Source organism: Mesorhizobium sp. WSM4976 (assembly GCF_029625685.1).
Lineage (GTDB): Bacteria > Pseudomonadota > Alphaproteobacteria > Rhizobiales > Rhizobiaceae > Mesorhizobium.
The window spans coordinates 23,267-41,515 of sequence record NZ_JARTVT010000035.1 but is presented as its reverse complement, the minus strand read 5'-3'; the positions used below and the strand labels follow the sequence as shown (position 1 = coordinate 41,515).

Annotated in this window: 12 protein-coding genes; 8 read left to right on the top strand and 4 right to left on the bottom strand. The window is 65.0% G+C overall.

Annotated features, from left to right (window positions below; genetic code table 11):
* Window positions 1-3 precede the first annotated feature (3 nt).
* The 7 genes from ccmE to P9272_RS31195 all read left to right on the top strand — a co-directional run bounded on the left by ccmE (window position 4) and on the right by P9272_RS31195 (window position 9,985).
* On the top strand, window positions 4-447 hold the full coding sequence (gene ccmE, locus P9272_RS31225) for a cytochrome c maturation protein CcmE (protein WP_128257570.1): 444 nt from the start codon (window positions 4-6) through the stop codon (window positions 445-447).
* Complete coding sequence (locus P9272_RS31220) at window positions 447-2,432, top strand: heme lyase CcmF/NrfE family subunit (protein WP_278163829.1); 1,986 nt, start codon at window positions 447-449, stop codon at window positions 2,430-2,432. The genes ccmE and P9272_RS31220 overlap by 1 nt, the downstream gene beginning before the upstream one ends.
* Window positions 2,429-2,890 (top strand): cytochrome c-type biogenesis protein, encoded by a 462-nt coding sequence (locus tag P9272_RS31215; protein ID WP_278163827.1) that lies wholly within the window; start codon window positions 2,429-2,431, stop codon window positions 2,888-2,890. Before P9272_RS31220 ends, P9272_RS31215 begins: the two co-directional genes overlap by 4 nt.
* A gap of 157 nt (window positions 2,891-3,047) precedes the next feature.
* Window positions 3,048-4,601 (top strand): Do family serine endopeptidase, encoded by a 1,554-nt coding sequence (locus P9272_RS31210; protein WP_128257573.1) that lies wholly within the window; start codon window positions 3,048-3,050, stop codon window positions 4,599-4,601.
* Between the two features lie 255 nt (window positions 4,602-4,856).
* Window positions 4,857-5,531, top strand: coding sequence for a response regulator transcription factor (locus tag P9272_RS31205; protein WP_128257574.1), 675 nt, complete (start codon window positions 4,857-4,859; stop codon window positions 5,529-5,531).
* A gap of 8 nt (window positions 5,532-5,539) precedes the next feature.
* Window positions 5,540-7,018 (top strand): HAMP domain-containing sensor histidine kinase, encoded by a 1,479-nt coding sequence (locus tag P9272_RS31200; protein WP_278163823.1) that lies wholly within the window; start codon window positions 5,540-5,542, stop codon window positions 7,016-7,018.
* Between the two features lie 12 nt (window positions 7,019-7,030).
* Window positions 7,031-9,985: a bifunctional [glutamine synthetase] adenylyltransferase/[glutamine synthetase]-adenylyl-L-tyrosine phosphorylase gene (locus P9272_RS31195; RefSeq protein WP_278163821.1), complete on the top strand. Its 2,955-nt coding sequence runs from the start codon at window positions 7,031-7,033 to the stop codon at window positions 9,983-9,985.
* 105 nt (window positions 9,986-10,090) lie between these two features.
* On the opposite strand, the gene P9272_RS31190 is transcribed toward P9272_RS31195, so the two are convergent.
* Window positions 10,091-12,412, bottom strand: a complete 2,322-nt coding sequence (locus P9272_RS31190; protein WP_278163819.1) for a PAS domain-containing sensor histidine kinase — start codon at window positions 12,410-12,412, stop codon at window positions 10,091-10,093.
* Window positions 12,413-12,591: 179 nt separating this feature from the next.
* A complete protein-coding gene (gene pepN, locus P9272_RS31185; RefSeq protein WP_278163817.1) occupies window positions 12,592-15,234 on the bottom strand; it encodes an aminopeptidase N in 2,643 nt (880 codons plus the stop codon).
* Between the two features lie 202 nt (window positions 15,235-15,436).
* Here pepN and P9272_RS31180 point away from each other — a divergent pair, with 202 nt between their 5' ends.
* Window positions 15,437-16,384, top strand: coding sequence for a DMT family transporter (locus tag P9272_RS31180; RefSeq protein ID WP_278163815.1), 948 nt, complete (start codon window positions 15,437-15,439; stop codon window positions 16,382-16,384).
* 1 nt (window position 16,385) lies between these two features.
* Here the strand turns inward: P9272_RS31180 and P9272_RS31175 are convergent, their stop codons facing one another.
* Entirely contained in the window at window positions 16,386-17,198 is an 813-nt protein-coding gene (locus P9272_RS31175; protein WP_278163813.1) for a helix-turn-helix transcriptional regulator, read from the bottom strand.
* A gap of 91 nt (window positions 17,199-17,289) precedes the next feature.
* On the bottom strand, window positions 17,290-18,213 hold the full coding sequence (locus P9272_RS31170) for a uracil-DNA glycosylase family protein (RefSeq protein ID WP_278163811.1): 924 nt from the start codon (window positions 18,211-18,213) through the stop codon (window positions 17,290-17,292).
* Between the last annotated feature and the right edge of the window lie 36 nt (window positions 18,214-18,249).

The window sequence follows — 18,249 nt, the reverse complement described above, 5'->3', positions numbered from 1 at the left end:
GAGATGACGCGCAAGCAGAAGCGATTGTCGGTAATCGTGGCGGGGCTGGCCTTCCTCGCCGCGGCCGCCGGACTCACCTTCTACGCGCTCGGCCAGAAGGCCTCCTATTTCTACATGCCGGCAGAGCTGGCGACGGCAAGCGTCCAGCCTGGACAGCGCATCCGCCTTGGCGGCCTCGTCGAGAGCGGCACCGTCGTGCGCGGTAGTGGGGCAACCGTGGCCTTCTCGGTTACCGACACGCAGAAATCGATCAAGGTGACCTACACCGGCATCCTGCCCGATCTCTTCCGCGAGGGGCAGGGCGTCATAACCGAGGGCGCTTTCGGTTCGGATGGGGTTTTCGTCGCCGACAGCGTCTTGGCCAAGCATGACGAGCGCTATATGCCGAAGGAAGTCGCCGACGGCCTGAAGGCCAAGGGCGTCTGGGTGGAAAGCAAGAGCCAATAATGGTTGAGACCGGACATTTCGCCCTCGTGCTCGCCTTCGCGCTGTCACTGGTGCAGATGCTGGTGCCGCTGGTCGGCGCCCGCACCGGCAACCAGCGGCTGATGGCGGTAGGCGGCCCGGTGACCGTCACCGGCTTCGCGCTGACCGCGCTGTCCTTCACGGCCCTTGCGAGCGCCTATGCCGGCTCGGACTTCTCGGTGGCGAACGTGTGGGAGAATTCCCATTCGCTGCAGCCGATGATCTACAAGATCACCGGCACCTGGGGAAACCACGAAGGCTCGATGCTGCTGTGGGTGCTGATACTGACCTTCTTCGGGGCGCTCGTCGCCGTCTTCGGCAACAATCTGCCAGCGACGCTCAAGGCCAATGTGCTGGCCGTGCAAGGCATGATCGGCGCGGCCTTCTTCCTGTTCATCCTGACCACCTCCAACCCGTTCATCCGCCTCAATCCGGCGCCGGTCGAGGGGCGCGACCTCAACCCGGTCCTGCAGGACCTCGGCCTCGCCATCCATCCGCCGCTGCTCTATCTCGGCTATGTCGGCTTCTCGGTCTGCTTTTCCTTCTCGGTCGCGGCGCTGATCGAGGGCCGCATCGACGCCTCCTGGGCGCGCTGGGTGCGGCCGTGGACGCTGGTCGCTTGGATGTTCCTCACCGGCGGGATCGCCATGGGCTCCTACTGGGCCTATTACGAGCTCGGATGGGGCGGCTTCTGGTTCTGGGATCCGGTCGAGAACGCCTCCTTCATGCCCTGGCTTGCCGGCACAGCGCTGCTCCATTCGGCCATCGTCATGGAGAAGCGCTCGGCGCTGAAGATCTGGACGCTGCTGCTTGCCATTCTCACCTTCTCACTGTCGCTGCTCGGCACTTTCCTGGTGCGTTCGGGCGTGCTGACCTCCGTGCACGCCTTCGCCACCGACCCGGCGCGCGGCGTCTTCATCCTGTGCATCCTGACGCTGTTCATCGGTGGCTCGTTGGCGCTGTTTGCGCTGCGCGCATCCAGCCTGACCGCCGGCGGTCTGTTCCATCCGATCTCGCGCGAGGGCGCGCTGGTCCTCAACAATCTCTTTCTCACCACCGCCGCCGCGACGGTGCTGGTCGGCACGCTTTACCCGCTGGCGCTCGAGGCGCTCACCGGCGGCAAGATCTCGGTCGGCGCGCCATTCTTCGATCTCACCTTCGGCCCGCTGATGGTGCCGCTGCTGGTGATCGTGCCGTTCGGCCCGCTGCTCGCCTGGAAGCGCGGTGACGTGATTGCCGCCTCGCAGCGCCTGGTCGCGGCCTTCGCCCTGGCGCTCGCCGCGATGTTGGTCACCGGCCTCTTCATCGACGGCGCCTCGGTTTTCGCAGCGCTCGGCGTCGGCCTCGCTGTCTGGCTCGTCGCCGGCGCGCTGACCGACCTTGCCGTCAAATCCGGCGCCGGCTCGGTGGCGCCGGCGGTCATGCTTCGCCGTTTCGCTGGCCTGCCGCGCTCGGTCTTCGGCACGGCACTGGCCCATCTCGGCCTTGGGCTGACCTTGCTCGGCATTGTCGGCACGCTCTGCTTCGGCACCGAGAAGATCCTCACCATGCGGCCCGGTGAGACGGTGGACCTCTCCGGCCACACGCTGCGCTTCGAAGGGCTTTTTCCTCAGAAAGGTCCGAACTTCACCGAGGATCGCGCCCGCTTCCTGCTGATCGGCGCAGACGGAAATACCAACGGCGAGATATCTTCGGCAAAACGCTTCTTTCAGGCCCGGCAGATGGCAACGACCGAGTCCGGCATCAGGACCCTCGGTTTGAGCCAGCTCTATCTGTCGCTCGGTGACGAGGGTAATGACGGCTCCGTCGTCGTGCGCCTCTGGTGGAAACCGCTGGTGACGCTGATCTGGGGCGGCGGGCTGGTGATGATGGCGGGCGCGGCCATGTCGCTGGCCGACCGCCGCTTGCGTGTCGGCGCACCCGCGAGGCGCCGCAAGCCGGCCGCCGCGTTGACGAGCCCGACATGAGGGCAAGGTTTTCGCTCCCCTCGCTGATCCTTCTGCTCGCCCTGGCGTTTACAGGCGCCGCACAGGCGGTGAAGCCTGATGAAGTGCTGCAGGACCCGGCATTAGAGGCGAGGGCGCGTGCGCTGTCGGAAGGCCTGCGCTGCATGGTCTGCCAGAACCAGTCGATCGACGAATCCGACGCCGATCTGGCCCGCGATCTGCGCATTCTTGTGCGCCAGCGCCTCGTGGCCGGCGACACCGACCAGCAGGTGATGGACTACATCGTCTCGCGCTATGGCGAGTTCGTGCTGCTCAAGCCACGTTTCAACCCGCGCAACGCGCTTTTGTGGGGCACGCCGGTGCTCCTGCTTCTGGCCGGCGGCCTGTTCATTGTGCTCAGCGCCCGCTCGCGCCGTCCGGTATCGTCGGCGCTTTCGGCCGAGGAGCAGGCAGCCCTGGATAAGATGCTGCGCGACTGAGCGCCATCACCGATTGGCTTCAACTGCTTCCGTGGTCGGCCAACATTACAAAACTTTCATGTACCGGAAATGGCCCCGTAATGTGCGGCTCTCTAATCCTCTTGCCCGAGGATGCTTCGCCTGAGCGCATCCGCTTCGATAGAGGATAAGAAACCCCATGAATAATGCCCCCAATTCATATTCCCGCACCCGAAAGCGCCTGATGGCCGCCGTCGCTTCCCTGGCCGTCGTCGGCACGGTTGGCGCGGGTATGCTCGCGACTGGCACTGCCCCCGTGCTGGCCGATGCCGTGCGCGTCGAAGCCCCCCAGATGCCGAGTTTTGCCGATGTCGTCGAGCATGTTTCGCCGGCGGTGGTCAGCGTCAAGGTCAAGGCCAAGATCCAGCCCACGGCTGATGACGGCTCCGACAATCAAGACGGCTTTGACAATCTTCCCGACAATCCGCAACTGCGCCGCTTCTTCAAGGAGTTCCGCGGCTTCGGCGACCAGGGCGGCCAGCAGTTCGGCATGCGCCCGTTCAACCACCGCAACCACGGCAATGGCGAGCCACGCCCGGTTGCCCAGGGCTCGGGTTTCTTCATCTCGGAGGACGGCTATCTCGTCACCAACAACCATGTCGTGTCGGAAGGTTCGGACTTCACCGTCGTCACCAACGACGGCAAGGAACTCGACGCCAAGCTGATCGGCACCGATCCGCGCACCGATCTTGCCGTGCTGAAAGTCGATGGCGGCGGCAACAAGTTCACCTATGTCGACTTCGCCGACGATTCCAAGATCCGCATCGGTGACTGGGTGGTTGCCGTAGGTAATCCGTTCGGCCTCGGCGGCACCGTTACCGCCGGCATCGTCTCGGCCCGCGGCCGCGACATCGGCGCCGGCCCTTATGACGACTTCATCCAGATCGACGCATCGGTCAACCGCGGCAATTCGGGCGGTCCGACCTTCAACCTCAACGGCCAGGTGATCGGCATCAACACCGCCATCTTCTCGCCGTCGGGCGGCAGCGTCGGCATTGCCTTCGACATCCCGGCCTCAACCGCCAAGCAGGTCGTCCAGGACCTTATGAAGAGCGGCTCTGTCCAGCGCGGCTGGCTCGGCGTCGAGATCCAGCCGGTCACTTCCGACATCGCCGAGTCGCTCGGCCTGAAATCGGACAAGGGCGCGCTGGTCTCGAGCGCCCAGGACGCAGGCCCGGGCAAGAAGGCGGGCATCGCCGCCGGTGACGTCATCACCCAGGTCGACGGCAAGGACGTCGCCTCGCCGAAGGACCTCGCCCGCATGATCGGTGCGTTCGCGCCGGGCAAATCGGTCGACGTTACTGTCTGGCGCAACGGCAAGAACGAGACGGTCAAGGTCGATCTCGGCACGCTGCCTTCGAGCGACAAGCAGGCCTCGAACGAGGACAACAGCAAGCAGACGGCGCCCGCCGCCAAGGCCGACACGCTGGCCGATCTCGGCCTGACCGTCACCAAGGCGGAAAAGGGCAAGGGCCTCGTGGTCACCGATGTCGATCCCGACAGCGACGCGGCCGACCGCGGCATTCAACCCGGCGACGTCATCACCTCGATCAATTCGAACGAGGTCAACACCACCGACGACGTCTCCAAGGCGATGACCGATGCCGCCAAGGCCGGCCGCAAGGCCGTTCTGATGCAGATCACCCGCGACGACTCGAACCGCTTCGTCGCGCTGCCGGTCGGCAAGGGCTGACGTCAACTTTCAGCTTTCCCCGTGGCGGTATCAACACCCCCGAGCCGCCGTGGGGAAACATGGGGCCGAGCACGTAAGTCAGTCACCGTGTTTCGCTCCTGGCGGCAGCGGGTTTCCCATCACCCGCTGCCGCTTTATCGCATGTCGCCCAAAAGTGGTCGCCGGTTTTGGGAAGAAGACATGCGACCAATGAAGGCAAGGCAAGAAGATATGGCTGCCCCTCAATCTTCCAATGAAATCGCGTATAACGGCTCCATGAAGATTCTCGTCATGGAAGACGATCGCGAGGCGGCGGATTACTTGCAGAAAGCCTTTGCCGAAGCGGGTCACACCGCCCATGTCGCCGGCGACGGCGAGACCGGCTTCGCGCTTGCCGATGCCGGCGATTATGACGTGATGGTGGTAGACCGGCTGATGCCGCGCCGCGACGGCCTGTCGGTGATCGCCGCCCTTCGCTCGCGCGGCAACACAACGCCGGTGCTGATCCTGTCGGCGCTGGGTGAGGTCGACGATCGGGTCACGGGCCTGCGCGCCGGCGGCGATGACTATCTCACCAAGCCCTACGCCTTTTCCGAATTGCTCGCCCGCGTCGAGGTGCTGAACCGCCGGGCCAGCGCGCGCGAGTCCGAGACCCTCTACCGCGTCGGCGATCTCGAGCTCGACCGGCTGTCGCATTCGGTCAAGCGAGCCGGGCGCGAGATCACGCTGCAGCCGCGCGAGTTCCGCCTGCTCGAATATCTGATGCGCCATGCCGGCCAGGTGGTGACGCGCACCATGCTTCTGGAAAATGTCTGGGACTATCATTTCGACCCGCAGACCAATGTCATCGACGTCCATGTCTCGCGCCTGCGCGGCAAGATCGAAAAAGGCTTCGACAAACCGATCCTGCATACGATCCGCGGCGCCGGCTACATGCTGAAAGGCGGCTAGAACCCGTCATGGCATTGTCCCTGCCGGCCATCATGAAGACGACGGCGGCCCGGCTCTCGGCGCTCTATCTTCTGCTTTTCGCGCTCTGCGCGGTGCTGCTTGTCTTCTACATGACGTCGCTGTCGGCGCGCATGCTGACAGCGCAGACGCAGGAGACCATCAACGACGAGGTGCTGGGCCTGGCCCGCGCCTATCAGCGCGGCGGCCTGCCGGTGCTGGTGCGCGTTGTCGAAAACCGTTCGCGCCAGCCCGGCGCCAATCTCTATCTCATCGCCGACGCCAACGGCCAGATCCTGACCGGCAACGTGCAGAGCCTGGAGCCTGGGGTCATCGAGACGGAGGGCTGGACGACGGAGCCCTTTTCCTACCAGCGCTTCGGCGAGGGTGGGCTCGACCGGCTGCGCAGTGGGACTGCGGACCAGCCCGCTCCTCAAGCCGGCGACAGCGGCACTCCCCAGTCGACCGGAGCCAAGGGCCACAACGCCATCGCACTGGTGCTGAGGCTGCCAAATCAGATGATCATGCTGGTCGGTCGCGACCTTGGCGAACCCGAGCGGTTCCGCGCGGTCATCAGCCGCGCCCTGACCTTGGCGCTGGGCATGATGGGGTTGGGCGGTATCCTGATCTGGTTCTTTGTCGGGCGTGCCGCGCTGAAGCGCATCGACAGCGTGTCGGACGCCAGCCGACGCATCATGGGCGGCGACTTGTCCGGGCGGCTGCCGGTGACCGGCGCCGGCGACGAATTCGACCGCCTGTCGGAAAACCTCAACTCGATGCTGGCGAGGATAGCCATGCTGAACGAAGGGCTGAAGCAGGTCTCCGACAACATCGCCCACGACCTGAAGACGCCGCTGACCAGGCTGCGCAACCGCGCCGAGGCGACCCTTGCAGGCACGCAAAAGACGGAAGACTATCGCCAGGCGCTGGAAGGCACGATCGCCGAATCCGACCAGCTCATCAAGACGTTCAACGCCATACTGATGATCTCACGCCTGGAGGCCGGCTATTCCTCGGAGCAGACCGGCCCCGTCGATCTTGCCGCCACGGTGAGCGACGTGGTCGAGCTCTACGAGCCGGTAGCGGAGGAGGCCGGCGTGGTGCTTGAAGCAACCGTCCCCGAGACTTTCACGATCAACGGCAACCGCGAGCTGATTGGCCAGGCCCTGTCCAACATAGTCGACAACGCCATCAAATACTCGACCGATGCCGCCAAGGCGCCGAAGGTGCGTGTGGCATTGGAGCGCGCCGGAAGCGAAATCAAGCTTGCCGTGACCGACAATGGCCACGGCATTCCCGACGACGCCGATCGCGCCCGCGCCACCGAGCGTTTCGTGCGCCTGGAAAAGAGCCGCTCGCAGCCAGGCTCGGGCCTGGGCCTCAGCCTCGCCAAGGCGATCGTGACTTTCCACAACGGCAGGCTTGATCTTTTGCCCGCCAATCCCGGATTGTCCGTGGTCATGAGTTTCCCGTGGCGGGAGACGCCTTGATGGCGCGGATAAATGGCGAAGAAGAAGATCGAATCCGAGTTGCGGCTTAGCCCGACATTGGCGCTCCAGCCTCTCGACGCTAAACACGCCCGGCGTGAACTGTCGGAAATCGCCGATGCGGCCAAGGAAGAGGGGCTTGCCCGTCTCGCTGCATCCCTGGCGGGGGAGGGGCCGCTGCAGAACCTGCTGGCGGCCATCTTCGATCTCTCACCCTTCCTGCGTGATGTGGCGCGCCGGCGGCCGGTAATCCTCGACACGCTGTTCGGCCAGACGATCGAGGCCCGGCTCGGCGCCATTGGAGAAGCGATCGCCGGCGCGGCCAAGGCCGACGATGCCTCTGAGCCGGGCCTGATGATGGCGCTGCGGCAATGGAAGAGCGAAGCGCATTTCCTGATAGCGCTGGCCGATCTTTCGGGTGAGGCGGAGACCTCGGTGACGGTGCGTCGCCTCAGCGATCTCGCGGGCGCCTGTACAAACGCCGCCGTCGATTTCCTGCTGCTGGACGCGCACCGCCAAGGCAAGCTCAAGCTGCCGAAACCGGCGGTGCCAGCCAAGGATTCAGGCTGGATCCTGCTCGGCATGGGCAAGCTCGGCGCGCACGAGCTGAATTTCTCCTCCGATATCGACCTCGTCGTCTTCTTCGATCCGGAAGCGCCGGCCGTCATCGATCCGCTAGACGCGACCGAGCTGTTCTCCAGGCTCACCCGCCGTCTCGTGCGAATCCTCCAGGACCGCACTGAGCACGGCTACGTCTTCCGCACCGATCTCAGGCTCCGTCCCGATCCTGGCTCGACGCCGCTGGCGATCCCGGTCGAGGCCGCGCTTCGCTACTACGAGGCGCGCGGCCAGAACTGGGAGCGCGCCGCCATGATCAAGGCGCGGCCGGTTGCCGGCGACCTTGCCGCGGGCGCGACCTTCCTCAAGGAATTGCAGCCCTATGTCTGGCGCAAATACATGGATTATGCCGCGATCGCCGACGTCCATTCGATCAAGCGCCAGATCCATGCCCATAAGGGCCATGGCGAGATCGCCGTGAAGGGCCACAACGTCAAGCTCGGCCGCGGCGGCATTCGCGAGATCGAGTTCTTCGTCCAGACCCAGCAGCTCATCGCTGGCGGCCGCTTCCCGGAATTGCGCGGCCGTGAGACGGTGCCGATGCTCGCAGCGCTTGCCGCGCGCGGCTGGATCACCGCCGATGCCCGCGATGCGCTCACTCGGCAATACTGGTTCCTGCGCCGTGTCGAGCACGCCATCCAGATGGTTGCGGATGAGCAGACGCATCTCCTGCCGGAAGAAGACGAGGAGTTGAAACGCATCGCGCTGATGCTGGGCTTTGCCGGCGAGGCGGAATTCACCCAGGCCTTCCGCGCCTCGCTGCAGCAGGTAGAGCGCCATTATGCGGCGCTGTTCGAGACAGCGCCCGAACTGTCGGCCGGCGTCGGCAACCTCGTCTTCACCGGCGATGTCGATGATCCCGACACACTGCAGACCTTGCACCGGCTCGGTTTCCAGCGGCCGAGCGACATCTGTCGCGTCATCCGGGGCTGGCATTTCGGCCGCTACCGCGTCACACAGTCGGCCGAAGCGCGCGAGCGGCTGACGGAATTGACGCCTGCGCTGCTTAAAGCATTCGGTCAGACGCGGCGCGCCGACGAGGCGCTGATGCGTTTTGACGAGTTCCTCGCCGGCCTGCCGGCGGGCATCCAGCTATTCTCGCTGCTGCAGTCGAACCCGGCGCTGCTCAAGCTGATGGCGACGATCATGGGAGCGGCCCCGCGGCTGGCGGCGATCATCACGCGTCGACCGCATGTCTTTGACGGCTTGCTTGACCCGGCGCTTCTCACCGAATTGCCGGACCGCGCCTATCTTTCGGCGCGGCTTGCCGCCTTCATCGAGGGCGACCGCGTCTATGAGGATGTGCTCGACCGCCTGCGTATTTTCGCGTCCGAGCAGAAATTCCTGATCGGCGTGCGCCTGCTTGCCGGCTCGATTGATCCGGCGCGGGCCGGGCGCGCCTTCTCCGATCTCGCCGACCTCACCATCGAGGCCGCACTTCAAGCAGTGATCGCCGAATTCGCGCTGCGCCACGGCAGCATCGCCGGGGGCAGGGTGGCGCTGCTCGGCATGGGTAAGCTTGGTAGCCGCGAGCTCACCGCCGGCTCCGATGTCGACCTCATTCTGCTCTACGATCATGATGCCGACGCAGAGGATTCCGACGGCGAGAAGCCGCTGGCGCCGTCGCATTACTATACGCGCATGACGCAGCGCCTGATCGCCGCCGTCTCGGCGCCGACCGCCGAAGGCGTGCTTTATGAACTCGACCTGCGCCTGCGCCCCTCCGGCAACAAAGGACCGGTCGCCACTCATATCGACGCGTTCAAGAAGTACCAGCGCCAGGACGCGTGGACCTGGGAGCACATGGCGCTCGCAAGGGCCCGCGCCATCGGCGGCGACGACGAACTCTGCGCCGAGCTCGAGACGGAAGTGGCAGGGGTGCTGGCGCAGCCGCGCGATGCCGCCAAGGTGAAAGCCGAGGCCTCGGACATGCGCGCGCTGATCGAGAAGGAAAAGCCGCCGCGCGACCTCTGGGACATCAAGCTGATCCCCGGCGGGCTCATCGATCTGGAGTTCATCGCCCAGGTCGCGACCATCACCGGCAATGTCGAGCCCGGCCGCCGGGTCACGGCGACGGCCGACATTCTGGCCCGCCTTGGCCCCGGTTTCGCGGCCGCCGATATCCGGAATGAGCTTGGCGAGGCCTACCGGCTCTATTTGGCGCTGACCCAGATGATCAGGCTTTGCCTCACCGGCGAGTTCCACCGCGACGATGTCCCGCCGGGGCTTTCGGACCTGCTTCTTGCGGTCACCGACCTGCCGGATTTCGCTGTGCTGGAGGCACATCTCAAGGATACGTCGCGGAAGGTCAGGCAGGATTTCGACCGTCTGCTTCGCGCGGGCGGGGGATGAATTAAGGCATGTCTCCCGAAAGTGGGAACCGGTTTCGGAATAAAGACATGCGTAAAATTAGAAACCTAAAGCGTATGGACCGAATCTGAAACATCGGGACGCGCTTTAGGCCGCAGCCTTCACCGCCGTCGGCGCTTTCTTCAGCGGAATGCGCACCGACACGATGGTGCCGACACCTTCGGTCGAGCGGATCTTCAGCGCGCCGCCCTGCAGCTCGGCCAGCGAGCGGGAGATGGCGAGGCCAAGACCCGAGCCGGTGTGGTTCTTGGAGAACTGGTTCTGCACCTGCTCGAACGGCCGGCCGAGCTTGCTCAACGCATGCTTTGGGATGCCGCAGCCATTGTCCTCGATGGTGAGCAGCAGCGCTCCCGACGTGCTGCGTGCCCTGACCGTGATCTTGCCGCCCTGCCCGGTGAATTTCACCGCGTTGGAGAGAAGGTTGATGGCTATCTGCTTGATGGCGCGCCGGTCGGCGTAGACCCGCATCGCATCGGCGATGCGCGTCTCGACATTGATCGACTTTTCCGCTGCCTGCAGCGAGATCACCCGCACCGTTTCCTTGATCAGCGGACAGAGGTCGATCTCCTCGCGGTCGAGCGAGAACTGGCCCGCCTCGATCTTCGACATGTCGAGGATGTCGTTGATGACGCCGAGCAGGTATTTGCCGCTGCCGTTGATGTCGGTGGCGTATTCCTCGTAGCGCTCGGAGCCGAGCGGCCCGAACAGGCCCTGCTGCATCAGCTCGGAGAAGCCGATGATGGCGTTGAGCGGCGTGCGCAATTCATGCGACATATTGGCGAGGAATTCCGATTTGGCGCGATTGGCCGCCTCGGCGCGCTCGGTCTCCTTCATGTATTTGCGGTTGAGCTCGACCAGTTCGCTGGAGCGTTCCTCCTCGGCGCGGCGGGCGAGGCTGAGATCGTGGATCGTCGCCATCAGGCGCCGCTCGCTGTCGACCAGCTTCTCCTGGTGCAGCTTGATCTGGGTGATGTCGGAGCCGACCGAGACGATGCCGCCGTCGCGGGTCCTGAGCTCGTTCACCTGCAGCCAGCGCCCATCGGCAAGTTGGCGCTCCAGGGTAACGCCGCCATGCGGTCCGTTGGCGTTGGCGAGCCTGCGCTCCGAGGCGAAGGCCAGCATCCGCTCCTCCAGCGCGTCGCGACCGACGCCCGGCACGACATCGCGGTCCGAGAGCCCATTGTCCTTCTGGAACTTGGAATTGCACATGATCAGCCGCTCTGAGGCATCCCACAGCACGAAGGATTCGTTGATGTTCTCGATCGCGGTTCTCAGCCGCATGTCGGCTGCTTCCGAGCGCAGCGCCAGGTGCCGCTGCTCGGTGACGTCGACGGCGATGCCGATCAGCTGGATCTCCGGCGCTTCCGGGTCGATCACCTGTGCGCGCGCTCGCATCCACACCCATTGCCCGTTGGCGTGGCGCATGCGGAAGACTTGGTCGATATGGTCGATCTCGCGTTCGACAATGCGGTTGGCGAGCTCGAACAGGTCGCCGTCATCGGGATGGATGATTTCGTCGACCTCGCCGAAGGAGAGCATCGCGTCGCAGGGTTCATAGCCCAGCATGTCGTACATCGAGCGCGACCAGTACATCTTGCCGCGAACCATGTCCCAGTCCCACAGCCCGCAGCGGCCGCGCACCAGCGCCATGTCGATGCGTTGATGGGCCTCCAGATAGATGCGGTCCGCCGCCTGGGCGCGCGCCGCCTGGCCGAAATAGGCGTAGAGGATGACGATCAGCACACCAGCCGTCAGCACGAACAGCGTGACGTTGAGCGACATCGACTTGCGCCAGCTTTCGAACACCGCTTCCTGCGGCACCAGCACGGCCGATGCATGTTTGTGGTCGCCTGTAAGGCTGACGGCGGCGAACCAATCCTTTCCGGCGATGCTGACATCCATCACGCCGGCGCGCTCGCCGAACATGAACAGCGGCTGACCGCCCAGGACCAGACTGTCCAGCGTGCGACCCTGCCAGCCCGTCGACAGCGGCGAGACTGCAATGACCTTGAAGGCGCCGTCGGTGATGGCCAGCACATGGGCGCGGCTCATGGCGCCCTGCCGGCTGGTGCTTTCCAGGAGGCTGCTGGCGTTGGCGCCGGCGGCGTTGGGGTCCGCGGTGATCGTCTGCGCCATCTGGCCGGCGGCTAAAGCCAGCACCGCCTTGGCGTCGCGCTCGATTTCGTCATGCTCGTTCATCAGCGACAGGAAGCGCAGCGCCGCGATGACAATGAGGAAGATGACGATCAGTGCCGGGATCGACCGGCGCAGAAACGGCTCGGCGGCCAAGAGCCGCTGATAGGTGGGTTCGGCGATCAGGCGCGTATTGCCGGCAAGTCCGTCGCTCCTTGCCTTGCGACGCGCAAAAGCCTTCCCTCCGGGCGCGCCCCACGCGTCCGCCTTGGCCATAAATGGCACTCCCCGATCTGCCGTATACTGGATGACCCGGATACGCCGCACGCCCGAATCGTCATTAAAGAATCAAACGTGATTCGCGTTGTCCAGAGGCGCGGACGAAAAAGATTAAAAGTTGATTGAAATTCGTCATTTTGCCTCCTGCCCGGAGGAAGAAGGCAAGTGCGCTGGCGCTACGCCAGCGTCCTCTCCACGATATCGCGCAAATCAGCCGACAGGTTTTCGACCTGAGCCATCTCGAGCAGCGCCTGCTTGGCCTTGGCCTGGCGTCCGGGTTCCAGCGAGCGCCAGGAGCGCAGGGCCGTCGCGAGGCGCGCCGCCACCTGGGGGTTGCGCTTCTCGACCTCCAATACCGTCTCGGCGAACAGTCGGTACCCTTCGCCGTCCGCGCGGTGAAAGCCGGTCTGGTTGGCGCTGGCGAAGGTGCCGATCAGCGAGCGCACGCGGTTCGGATTGGCGATCGAAAAGGCAGGGTGCCGCATCAGCACGCGCACCTTGTCGACGGTGCGCTCGCCGGGCACGCCGGCCTGGATCTGGAACCATTTGTCCAGCACCAGCGCGTCGCCGCGATAGCGAGCTTCGAAGGCCGCCAGCGCTTCTTCGGCCTCGGCTGTGCCGGAATGGCGAAGTGCCAGCACGGCAAGCGCCGCGGCGCGGTCGGTCATGTTGCTGGCGGCGTTGAAGTGCCGCGCGGCGAGGCTCGCGCCGCCCGGTAGCAGCGAAAGATAATCGAGCACGGTGTTGCGGAGCGCCCTGCGCCCTGCGCTCGCCGCGTCCGGGCTGAACGGACCCTTGTCGGCGAGGCTGTCGTAGAGCGCCGAAAAGGCATCGCGGTTTGCCTCCGCGATCGTCCGCGCCAGCGCCTCGCGCGCGGCGAAGATGGCGTCGGGGTCGATGCCCTTGCCGATGTCGCGAGCAATGTCGGCCTCACCGGGGAGCGTGAGTGCCAGCGCCCGGTAGGCTGGCTCCAGTGCCTCGTCGCCGGCGATCCTGCCGGCAAGCTCGGCCAGCCGTGCCGCGAAGACCGCCTGCTTGCCGCCGAGGATCTGGCGGAAGGCGGCGATCAGTGCGTCGGTCAAAAGGGTGTTGAATGCCTGCCAGCGCGAAAAGGCGTCGCTGTCATGCGCGGCGAGGAAGAACTGGTCGTCGGCCTTCTGCTGCACCGAGAGCGTGATCGGCGCGGAAAAGCCGCGGTTGAGCGACACCGAAGGCCGCTCCGAAACGCCCGAAAAGCGCACCGTGTGCCGGCGCCTGCGGATATGAATGATGCCGTCATCGACCGTCGCGCCCTCGACGGCCGTCCAGGTGACAGGCTTGCCATCAGCGCCGACCAGGCCGAACGCCAGGGGAATATGCATCAGCCGCTTGCGGCTTTCGGACGGCGTCGGCGGCACCGACTGCTCGATCTCCAGGGTGAATTCCCTGGCGGCGGCATTGTGCGCGGAGCTCACCGTCAGGTTCGGCGTGCCGGCCTGATGATACCAGAGCGCGAATTGCGCGAGATCCCGTCCCGAGACGTCCTCGAACACTTTGAGGAAATCCTCGATCGTCGCGGCCTCGCCGTCATGCCGCTCGAAATAGAGGTCCATGCCGGCGCGGAAGGCTTCCGGGCCGAGGATGGTGCAGATCATGCGCACCACTTCCGAACCTTTCTCGTAGACGGTCGCCGTGTAGAAATTGTTGATCTCGCGGTAGCGGCGCGGCCTGACCGGATGCGCCAGCGGTCCTTGGTCTTCCGGGAACTGATGCGCGCGCAGCGTGCGCACCTCCGCGATTCGCTTCACCGCCCGCGACCGCTGGTCGGCGGAGAATTCGTGGTCGCGGTAAACCGTCAGCCCTTCCTTCAGGCAGAGCTGGAACCAGTCGCGGCAAGTGATTCTGTTGCCTGTCCAATTATGGAAATACTCATGCGCGATGATCGCCTCGATATTGGCGAAGTCGGCATCGGTCGCGGTCTCCTCGTCTGCCAGCACATATTTGTCGTTGAAGACGTTCAGGCCCTTGTTCTCCATGGCCCCCATGTTGAAGTCCGACACGGCGACGATGTTGAAGACGTCGAGGTCGTATTCGCGGCCGAATGCGTCCTCGTCCCATTTCATCGAGCGCTTCAGCGCGTCCATCGCATAGCCGGCAAGTCGCTCCTTGCCAGGCTCCACATAGATGCCGAGCTCGACCTCACGGCCGGACATCGTGGTGAAGCTGCCCGCGACCTTGCCGAGCGCGCCCGCCACCAGCGCGAAAAGGTAGGAGGGTTTGGGGAAGGGGTCGTGCCAGACCGCGTAGTGCCGGCCATTGGCGAGCGCGCCGCGTTCCACGGGATTGCCGTTGGAAAGCAGCAGCGGCGCCTCGTTGTGCGGGGCTTCGACGCGTACGGTATAGACCGACAGGATATCGGGACGATCGAGGAAATAGGTGATGCGGCGAAAGCCCTCGGCCTCGCATTGCGTGCAATAGACGTTGTTGGAGCGATAGAGCCCCATCAGCGCCTCGTTGCGCGAAGGCGCGATCTCGGTCTCCAAGCGAAGCTCGAAACGCTGCGCCGGCGGCTTCAGGATCATCAGCCGGTCCGGCGTCGCCTCGTAATCGCCGGCAGCGAGAGCGTGCCCGTCGATGGCGACGCCAAGCAGCGTCAGCCCGTCGCCTTCGAGCACCAGCGGCGCCGTCGCCGCGACTCCCTCGCGCCGTTCGATCGTGAGCAGCGCTGTGACGTGGGTCGCATCCGGCGACAGCCGGAAGTCGAGGCTGGTCGCGGGGATGAGATAGTCGCTGGGGCGATAGTCTTCGAGCTTGAAGACTTGGCCGGTATCGGTGCGCATTCCCTGGGCTTTTCCTGTCGATGTCTGTCGGGGCCCAGCTTGGCTGGTCCAAGAATTTTTGAGGTGCGCGCTCTTTACACGAAACCGCCGCGCGACAAAACCGCGGGATAGGGTGTTTTCGCATTTCCGGTTACACCCTTTTCCTGGAATTGCTCTTAGGCTATTTGGCGGCTTCGTTTTCCGACCATCCTGACGAGGCAAGATGACCGTCGATCATGCCGTCGGCCACAGCACGCTGCGCGGCATCACACTGAAGATCGTCTCGGTGACGGTTTTCGTCGGCATGCAGACCTGCATCAAGGCGGCCGGCGACGTGCCCGCCGGGCAGATCGTCTTCTTCCGTTCCTTCTTCGCCATCTTCCCGATCATTGCCTTCCTGGCCTTCAAGGGCGAGCTGTCCACCGCCTTCACGACCAGGCGGCCGTTCAACCATATCGCGCGCGGCCTGGTCGGCGTCGGCGCCATGGGGCTCGGCTTCTTCGCGCTGACCAGATTGCCGCTTCCCGAGGCCATCACGCTGAACTACGCCCAGCCGCTGCTGGTCGTCGTGTTCTCCTCGATCTTCCTCGGCGAGACGATCCGCGTCTATCGCTGGAGCGCGGTCGCCGTCGGTCTTGCCGGCGTGCTGGTCATCTCCTGGCCTGAACTGACGCTGCTCAATTCGGATCAAAGCCTCGATGACCAGGAGGTGCTCGGCGTCATGGCCGCATTGATCGCCGCCGCGATTTCGGCCGTCGCCATGCTCCTGGTGCGCAATCTCGTGCAGACGGAGAAGACGGCGACCATCGTTCTATGGTTCTCCTCGACGGCTTCGGTGCTGTCGCTTTTCACGCTGCCTTTCGGCTGGCAGGCACTGACGCCGCTGCAGGCAGGACTCCTTGTCTTTGCCGGCTTCTGCGGCGGGCTCGGCCAGATCCTGATGACGGCGGCCTACCGCCACGCAGAAGCCTCGGTCGTGGCGCCCTTCGAATACACCTCGATGATTTTGGGCGTCGTCGTCGGCTACTTCGTCTTCGGCGACGTGACCTCGCTCAACACGCTGATCGGCGGCGTGATCGTGGTCGCCGCCGGCATCTTCATCATCTGGCGCGAGCGGCAACTCGGCCTGGAGCGTACCCGCACCAGGACGGCCGCGCCGCCGCAGGGGTGAGCTACGAAGCTGCTGTGCGCTCTTTCGCCAGCCGCACCAGCACCGCGCGTGTCTGCTCATCGGCCGGGAAAAAGGATTCGATCGCCAGTTCCGACAGCGTGACGTCCAGCGGCGTGCCGAAGACGGTGATGGTGCTGATGAAGGAGAGCACAGTATCACCATGCGCGAGCCTGAGCGGATGCACGATCCCGCTCGGCTCGACCGGCGCGGGGCGGCTGCTCCTTAGACCGGACGGATAGGCGCGGAGCTCGCGCTCCAGTTCGATCAGCACCGGATCACCGGTGGCGTCGTTCTGGTGCTTCAGCCGCTCCAACAAATGCGCGCGCCACTCCGCCAGGTTGACGATGCGCGGCGCCACGCCGCCCGGATGCAGGCTAAGCCGCAGCACATTGACCGGCGGCGCGAGCAGGGACGGTTCGGAAATATCGGCAAGGAACGGAGCGATCGCGGCATTGGCTGAAACGAGGTTCCAGTGCCGGTCCACCGCCAGCGCCGGATAGGGCTCGTGGCCTTTTAGCACGGTCTCGACGGCGGCCATTGCTGGTGCCAGCGTAGCGTCAGTGAGCTGCTTTTCGCTGAAGCTCGGCGCGAAGCCTGCCGCCAGCAGCAGCTGATTGCGCTGCCTCAGCGGGATAGACAACTGCTCTGCCAGATGCAGCACCATGTCGCGCGAAGGCTGCGCGCGGCCGCTCTCGACGAAGGAGAGGTGCCGCTGCGAGATATCGGCCTCCATGGCAAGATCGAGCTGGCTCATGCGCCGCCGCGTGCGCCACTCGCGGATCAGGCTGCCGGCAGAAGTGTCGGATGTGGTCATGGGATATGAGTAGGGCGGTGGGCAGCGTAATTCAATTACCTGGGAGGTTATAGCTCCCCTTCTCCCACAAGGAGAGAAGGGGAAGGGCGCTTTACCCCAACGCCTTCAGCTTCGCCTTCACCTCGAGAAAATCCCGCCACGCCAGCTTCTTATGCGCGGGTGTCCTGAGCAGATATGCCGGGTGCAGCGTCGGCATCGCCGGAATGGCGATGCCCGATGCCGTCGTATGCACCCGCCAGTTGCCGCGCAGGCGCAGGATGCCTTCGGTCGTATTGAGCAGCGTCTTGGCCGACGGTCCGCCGAGATTGATCAGCACCTTGGGGTTGACCAGCTCGATCTGCCTTTCGATGAAGGGGCGGCAGATTTCGGTCTCGTGCGGCGTCGGCGTGCGGTTGCCGGGCGGCCGCCAGGGAATGACATTGGCGATATAGGCCGAGTTGCGGTCGAGGCCGATCGCCGCCAGCATGCGGTCGAGCAGCCGGCCGGAGCGGCCGACGAAGGGCAGGCCTTCGAGGTCCTCGTCGCGGCCCGGCGCCTCGCCGACCAGCATCAGGTCGGCGTTGGGGTTGCCGTCGGCGAAGACCAGGTTCTTGGCGGTGAATTTGAGATTGCAACCGTCGAAGGCGGCCATGTGCTGGCGCAGCTCATCGAGCGTCGTCGCTCGCGCCGCAAGCTGCCGCGCCGCGGCCGCCTGCGCCTCGTCGGGGACGGCCGCGGCCGCCGGCATCCGCGCGGGCGCGTCCGGAATATTGCTGGTGTCGAGGCCGGACAGGGGCGCTGGCGGGTTCTCAGCTCGTTCCGGAACCTGCTCGGGTGCCGGTCGGCTCTCGGGCCCGGCTTCGCGGCGCGGTGCGGCTGGCGCCCGCTCGGCAGGCCTGCGTTCGGCCGGTTTCGCCGCCGCTTCGGCAAACCGGTTGATCGGCGTGTCTTCGAGCGCGTCATCGACGCCGGCGCTGGCATAGAAGGCGAGCAGTTCGGCGATCTCGGCTGGTGTTCTAGGGGAGGCGGCAGTCATGGCGCCACCATCGTCCGCGCGGCGAGGTTTTGCAAC